Annotated in this window: 7 protein-coding genes; 5 read left to right on the top strand and 2 right to left on the bottom strand. The window is 45.7% G+C overall.

Annotated features, from left to right (window positions below; translation table 11 throughout):
* A partial coding sequence (locus QT998_RS20240) for a transposase (RefSeq protein WP_442921988.1) occupies positions 1 to 538 on the top strand: 538 nt, incomplete at its 5' end.
* A gap of 95 nt (positions 539 to 633) precedes the next feature.
* Positions 634 to 1,050 carry a transposase gene (locus QT998_RS20235; RefSeq protein ID WP_333218130.1) on the top strand — a complete coding sequence of 139 codons (417 nt, stop codon included), beginning with the start codon at positions 634 to 636 and terminating at the stop codon, positions 1,048 to 1,050.
* Between the two features lie 140 nt (positions 1,051 to 1,190).
* Here QT998_RS20235 and QT998_RS20230 read toward each other — a convergent pair whose 3' ends face one another.
* Positions 1,191 to 2,729, bottom strand: a complete 1,539-nt coding sequence (locus QT998_RS20230) for a PAS domain S-box protein (protein WP_194070662.1) — start codon at positions 2,727 to 2,729, stop codon at positions 1,191 to 1,193.
* Positions 2,730 to 3,045: 316 nt separating this feature from the next.
* On the opposite strand from QT998_RS20230, the gene QT998_RS20225 reads away from it, so the two are divergent.
* Positions 3,046 to 3,696 (top strand): DUF3386 domain-containing protein, encoded by a 651-nt coding sequence (locus QT998_RS20225; RefSeq protein ID WP_194070663.1) that lies wholly within the window; start codon positions 3,046 to 3,048, stop codon positions 3,694 to 3,696.
* A gap of 135 nt (positions 3,697 to 3,831) precedes the next feature.
* The gene (locus QT998_RS20220) at positions 3,832 to 4,071 is read left to right on the top strand and encodes a NifU family protein (protein WP_194012902.1); all 240 of its coding nucleotides are present in this window, start codon (positions 3,832 to 3,834) and stop codon (positions 4,069 to 4,071) included.
* Here QT998_RS20220 and QT998_RS20215 read toward each other — a convergent pair whose 3' ends face one another.
* Positions 4,072 to 4,254 (bottom strand): hypothetical protein, encoded by a 183-nt coding sequence (locus tag QT998_RS20215; RefSeq protein WP_333117272.1) that lies wholly within the window; start codon positions 4,252 to 4,254, stop codon positions 4,072 to 4,074. It lies immediately after the preceding gene.
* A gap of 68 nt (positions 4,255 to 4,322) precedes the next feature.
* On the opposite strand from QT998_RS20215, the gene QT998_RS20210 reads away from it, so the two are divergent.
* Positions 4,323 to 6,569 carry a glycoside hydrolase gene (locus tag QT998_RS20210; RefSeq protein ID WP_333117274.1) on the top strand — a complete coding sequence of 749 codons (2,247 nt, stop codon included), beginning with the start codon at positions 4,323 to 4,325 and terminating at the stop codon, positions 6,567 to 6,569.
* Positions 6,570 to 6,768 lie beyond the last annotated feature (199 nt).

Raw genomic sequence — 6,768 nt, 5'->3', positions numbered from 1 at the left:
GCGAACACTTATTGCCGTTATCGATTGTTCTTTTATCCCCAAAAGTGGCAAAAAAACTGAAGGCAAAGCTAGTTTTTCTAATGGTGTAGCTGGCAGACCTGAAGAGGGATTAGAAATTTCTGTAATTTCTGTGGTCGAAGTTGAAACTCATTTATCTTATAGCCTAAGTGTACAACAAATGCCCTTGCGTCCGACCACAGAACTACCGAAAAATCCCCTAACTGCTCAAGTCAAAAATAATTCAAAAAAACTTGGCAAAAAACAGAAGTTATTAAGCTTAACGCCTGAAATAACAAGAGTTGATGACTATGCTCAACCTTTAAAAAAAACTCGTTCTTTGTTGCCAGATTCTGTCCGTTACTTGGTAGCTGATGGTTATTATTGTCGCTTAAAATTCTGGAATGCTGTACGGGATGCAGATTTAAATTTAATTAGCAAATTAAGGATTGATGCTAACTTAAATTACCTCTATATAGGTGAAAAAATCCACGAGGTGCCCCTCGCAAATATGATGGAAAGGTTGACTGCAATAATTTAAAGAATTTAAATTTTGTCAAAAAATTTCGACCGGGAGTTAATCTTTATTCATTAGTAGTAGGGAGTTATTGTTGAAAATGTGAAATACGTTTAGCTGTGATTTCAGAGCTTCAACCTAACGGTAAGAGCAAAAATATTTTATTGTTTAGCACCGATATTGCTCTGCCAGCCGAGCAAATACTTGAGTATTATCAGGCCCGTTTCCAGATTGAGTTCATTTTTCGTGATGGCAAACAATTTACAGGTTTATCCGACTGCCAATGTCGTGGTAGTCAACGGCTTGATTTTCATTTTAACTCCAGTCTCATTGCTTTAAATTTGGCAAAATATGAAGCTTATAATCGTCATTCATCTCCGGCTCCCTTTGTGTTTTCCATGGCATCTTACAAACGCTTAGAATTTAATAGCCATCTACTTTACACCTTTATTAACAAGTTAGATTTAGACCCTAACTTGATTTTAAATCACCCTAACCTCTCGTCAGTCCTATCCTATGGTACTCTTGCTGCTTAAAAACTGTCCGAAATATTGATAAAGCTCAGAGGACTAAAGTCCTCACTACAAACTTGTAAGCATTATTTTATCCCAATGATATTGCTATGCGAAGATTGTAATTTCGCACCTTTAATATCTTTAAACTCTGCTTGATGGAACTAAGAATCGCCCTTTTTCTTTGTAGTTTCGGGAGGGCTGACATAGCGCGCCCAAAAAGGTTCTTTCATATTTTTGATCGCTGCTAGTTTTTGGCGTTCCTCCTTTATGTGGTTGCGTTCTGAAAAGTCAGAAAATATGTTGATAATGCCAATGGTTTCGCCGCCAGCACCTCGCACCGGTGCCGCCCAAAGCCAAACATCGATCGAACTACCGTCCTTTTTCAACAAACACACTTCCAAACCTTTGTGCAGTAAGCCATTACGCGCCGATGTCAGTAGCGCGGAAAAATTCTGCTTTTGTCCTTGAAGAATATTCGGTAAAGGTTGCCCCAAAGCCTCCGCCGCAGTCCAGCCAAAAAGTTTTTCGGCGGCACGGTTCCAGATAATAGTACGGCCATCATTGCCGGTACAATTAATCGCTATCGGTGCTGATGCCACCTGCGCTATCATTAATTCGTTCGCGAGTTGCAGTTTCAATTCTACTTGCTTGCGATCGGTAATTTCCTGACAAGCGCCCCACAAACGAACAACCCGCCCTTCAGCTTTGTCCCAAACCGCTTGCCAGCAATCGCGCACCCAGTGCACCTCGCCTTTTTTATTAACAATTCGGTACTCGTTTGCTCCCGTGTGGCTGAAACTACAACCTTCTAACTGTTTAATTAACCTTTCCTTGTCATCGGGATGAACGAGTTGGGAATTCCACCAACCAAACGATTCTAATTCTTCAGGAAGCACGCCCGTGAAGCGCTCAAAAGCTTCTGTAGCCCACTCGCCCACAAACTTGCCGTCTGGGAGTGCCTTAAAAGAATAGGCAAAATCCGAAGTGATTTTCGACATAACTAAGTAGTGCGATTCCGACTCTCGGAGTGCGATTTCTGCTTGCTTGCGCTCTCGGATTTCCCGCGAGTTAATTATAATTCCCTGCACGCTAGAATCGTGAACCAAACTATTACCTGTCGCCTCCATGCAGATCCAAGAACCGTCAGCGTGGCGTTTCCGATATTCGATCGGCCCGGCAATTCCCGGCTCTTGTAGCAATTTGCCAAAATAGGTCTGCCAAGCCAGTAAATCGTCTGGATGGATTAACTCGCCGTGAAACTTACCAATTCTTTCTTCGGAGTTGTAACCCAAAACCCGCTGCAGAGCTCCGCTGTGGTATCGGACTCCCCCGTCGGAGCCGATAATACTAATGATATCGGGAGAATTCCGCAGGATAGCTTGCACCTTGGCTTCGCTTTTAGTTAATGCTTGATTGTCCCTGCGGTGCTGTCTCATTTCTTTTTCTAACTGCTCTTGTAGCTGTCTGATTTGCGTTGCTTGCTGCGCTACTGTGCGTTCCAAGAGGCGATTGTTTTTTTCTAGTTCAACCAGCTTGGCCTCGTTATCGCTCGCATTTTCTAACTGGATGCTGGCTGCCACTTCCTGCAAACAATTGGATAAATTTTCTACAGTTTTTGTGAAAATAGCCTGTTGTGGGGGCGGCAATTCGCTAGCTTGTTCCTGCAACTTTTTTAAGTATTTGTAAACTATTTCTAGCATTTTATTAATGGGGAGAATCTAATAGTTGTCACAGGTGTAACTTCTATCAAGCAGACTAAAGTTTTTTTCAAGATCACCCATAACTAAGATTAGTGTATCGCGATCGATCGCGAACTCAACAACCAGCTATGTTTTAAGTTTATTTTCGATCGTAGCAACCGACAAAAAAAGTAAATTTTTGTTGCGCTCAAATCAAGATTGCAGCAGCAACCTCAAGAAGTGCTAGTGCGAGAGTCGGGAAACCGCCTATGCGCTGAATGTGGGGCCAGCCGGCCCTTAAGCTAAACTAGATGGGTGTCAACACAAAGAGGAATTTATGTCAGAGCAAGCCAACGCTCGCGATTTGTTTCGCGCTGCTTACGAACACCGCTACACCTGGGATGCGAACTTTCCCGGCTACAGTGCCGATATTGAACTCAAACAAGGCGACGAAGTATATACGGGCCATGTTTCCATCAAACCAGACATGAGCGTAGAAGTCAGCGGTATTGCAGACGAGGAAGTGAAGCAGAGCGTTTACACCCAAATGCGGGACATTGTGACCCACCGCAAGCGCTCATCATTTGAACAATCTCACGGCAAAAATAGCTTCACCCTCGGCGAGAAGGACAGCAGCGAGGCTGTGGATATTCTAGTGAAAGGCGACTCAATGGGCTCGAATTATAAAATCCGAGGTCTGTCAATTTGTCAAGTCAGCCGGGTGATGGGCCGCATGGCTTTCGTCATTGACACGCACAAAAGCTTGGAGACTCCCGAAGGTTCTTTGGCTAGCCACTACGATGCGGTTTTCCGCAACCCCGAAACCAACGAAATCATCAAAGAACTAGAATTTGAAGATACCTTTGACAAAATAGACGACTATTATGTCATGACGAAGCAAGTAGTGCGATCGAAAGAAAAAGGTCAACTGACAACAACCGAATTTAACTATTCCAACATCAAACTGCTGCAACCAGCAGTAGTTTAATCTTACAGACTGGGGTGCGCGGCCCGTCGCCCACCCTAAAAATCGAAGTTGCGCGTCCAAGACGGCTGGATTTGGCAGCAACTCAGGCTACGATCGAATAAACCCAATATCAAGAAATTATTTCAGAGGCAAACTATGACGACACTAGCACTAACCAGAGATAACGTGGAAACAGTTCTCGATGAACTGCGTCCCTACCTGATTTCCGACGGCGGCAACGTCGAACTCGTAGAAATCGACGGCCCGGTAGTACACTTGAGACTGCAAGGAGCTTGCGGTTCTTGTCCGAGTTCCACAATGACTCTGAGAATGGGTATTGAACGCCGCCTGCGCGAAGCAATTCCAGAAATTGCCGAAGTCGAACAGGTAATGTAATTAGTTAGTTGGCAGTTGGTAGTTGGCAGTTGGTAGGAAAGCAATTGGCAGTTGGTAGGAAAGCAATTGGTTGTTGGTAGGAAAGCAATTGGTAATTGGCAATTGGTTGTTGGCAATTGGCCCGAAAGCATTAACTAATAACAGCCGACAGTCAACAGCCAACAGCCAACAGCCAACAGTCAACAGTCAACAGTCAACAGTCAACAGTCAACTGACTGTTACCTTTTTTTGAATTACCATTACCAAATGCGATGTCTCACCCCCTTTACGTAGCCTTCATTTGGCACCAACACCAACCGCTGTATAAATCCCGAGTATCCGCTACAGCAAAAGAAGCTCAATACAGACTGCCTTGGGTGCGCCTGCATGGAGTCAAAGATTACTTGGATTTAGTGCTAATTCTGGCAAAATATCCCAAACTGCATCAAACAGTAAATCTGGTTCCGTCCTTAATTTTGCAGATAGAAGACTGCATCGCAGACAAAGCATTAGACCCTTACTTGGCGGTAACTCTCAAGCGAGCCGATGATTTAAACATCGAAGAAAAAGAGTTTGTTTTAGAACACTTCTTTGATGCCAATTACCACACCCTGATTCAGCCCCATCCCCGGTACGCTCAACTCTACACTCAGCGACAGGAAAAAGGCATTCAGTGGTGCTTGGAAAACTGGACTGTCCAGGATTTTGGGGATTTGCTGGCGTGGCACAATTTAGCTTGGATCGATCCGCTGTTTTGGGATGACCCCGAGATTGCCGGGTGGCTGAAACAAGGACAAGGTTTCCGCTTGGCAGACCGAAAAAACATCTACGCAAAACAAAAAGAAATACTGTCAAAAATCATTCCCCAGCACCGTAAAATGCAAGCTGAGGGACAGTTGGAAGTCTCCACAACCCCCTACACGCACCCGATTTTACCGCTGCTTGCCGACACCAACAGCGGCCGCGTAGCTATTCCTAACATGACTCTGCCAAAACATCGGTTTGAGTGGGCAGAAGATATTCCCAGACATTTGAGAAAATCCTGGGAAATGTATCAAGAAAGGTTTGATTGCAAACCGCGCGGTTTGTGGCCGTCGGAACAGGCGGTTAGCCCGGAAATTTTGCCCTACATTGCTAAACAAGGTTTTAAATGGATTGTCTCGGATGAGGCAGTATTGGGGTGGACAATTAAACAGTTTTTTAACCGGGATGGGGCGGGGAATGTTTACGAGCCAGAATTGTTGTATCGTCCTTATCGTTTAGAAACTCCTGATGGCGATTTGGCGATCGTATTTCGAGACCACAGATTGTCTGATTTGATCGGGTTTACTTACAGTTCGATGGAACCGGAAAAAGCAGCCTCAGATTTGGTGGGACACTTGGAGGCGATCGGCAGAACTCTCAAACACCGACAGTCAAGCGGCGAAACAGCTTTAGAAAATCCCTGGTTGGTGACGATCGCCCTTGACGGCGAAAATTGCTGGGAATTCTATCCCGAAGACGGCAAACCGTTCTTAGAATCACTTTATCAAACTCTCAGCGACAATCCAGATATCAAATTAGTCACAGTTTCGGAATTTCTCGACAAATTCCCAGCCACCGAAACAATACCCGCAGCCCAACTGCACACTGGTTCCTGGGTAGACGGTTCCCTGACAACTTGGATCGGCGATCCGGCAAAAAATCGCGCTTGGGACTTGTTAGGGGCCGCGAGACAAATGCTGGCGAACCATCCAGAAGCCACGGAAGAAAGCAATCCCGAAGCTTGGGAAGCGCTTTATGCGGCCGAAGGTTCCGACTGGTTTTGGTGGTTTGGCGAAGGCCACACGTCAAATCAAGATGCTATGTTCGATCAGTTATTTCGCGAACACGTAGCAGGAATTTACGAAGCTCTCGGCGAGGCTGTACCCCCGGAAGTGCGGCGGCAAGTAGAGGCGCATCACGCGGCTGGCGATCGCGAACCGCTGAGCTTTATTCACCCGATTATCGACGGTATCGGCAACGAACAGGATTGGGACAAAGCCGGCCGCATTGAAATTGGAGGAGCAAGGGGTACAATGCACCGGAGTTCGGCAATTCAGCGGCTTTGGTATGGAGTCGATCACTTGAATTTTTACCTGCGCGCCGACTTCAATGCTGGGGTGCGGCCAGGTATTGATTGCCCGCCGCAGTTAAACTTGTTCTGGTTTTATCCCGATCGCACGATGCACAACAGTCCGATCCCACTGTCGGGTTTGCCCGACGAAGCACCGCTCAACTATCGGTTCCACCATCAGTTAGAGATTAATTTGCTGACGAAATCGATTTGGTTTCAAGAAGCAGGAGAGGGCGATGAGTGGCATCCCCGCATCAGCAGAACCCAAGTGGGACTGGATAAATGTTTGGAGATAGCAGTACCCTGGGCGGATTTGCAAATTATGCCAGACTGGCAAATGAAGCTGATTGCGGTTTTATCGGAAGGGGAGCGTTATTCTAGTTGTATGCCGTTCGATTCTTTGATTGCGATCGGAATGCCGTAAAGAGTCAGTAGTCAGTTGTCAGTTGTCAGATTATGTTTGATTGTGTCCGGTAGGTCGATCGCGAAAAAAGAGGTTCGATCGTTCGGACTTTAGTCCTGTATTTTCCGAGGACTTCAGTTCTCACGACAAACCAGCTAGAAAAGAGGTTCGATCGTTCGGACTTTAGTCCTGCATTTTCCGAGGAAAAAAGTCCGAACGA

This window comes from Microcoleus sp. S1D4 (assembly GCF_036700765.1).
GTDB lineage: Bacteria > Cyanobacteriota > Cyanobacteriia > Cyanobacteriales > Microcoleaceae > Microcoleus.
Note: the sequence above shows the minus strand (reverse complement) of the source record. Positions and strands in the feature narration are given on the sequence as shown.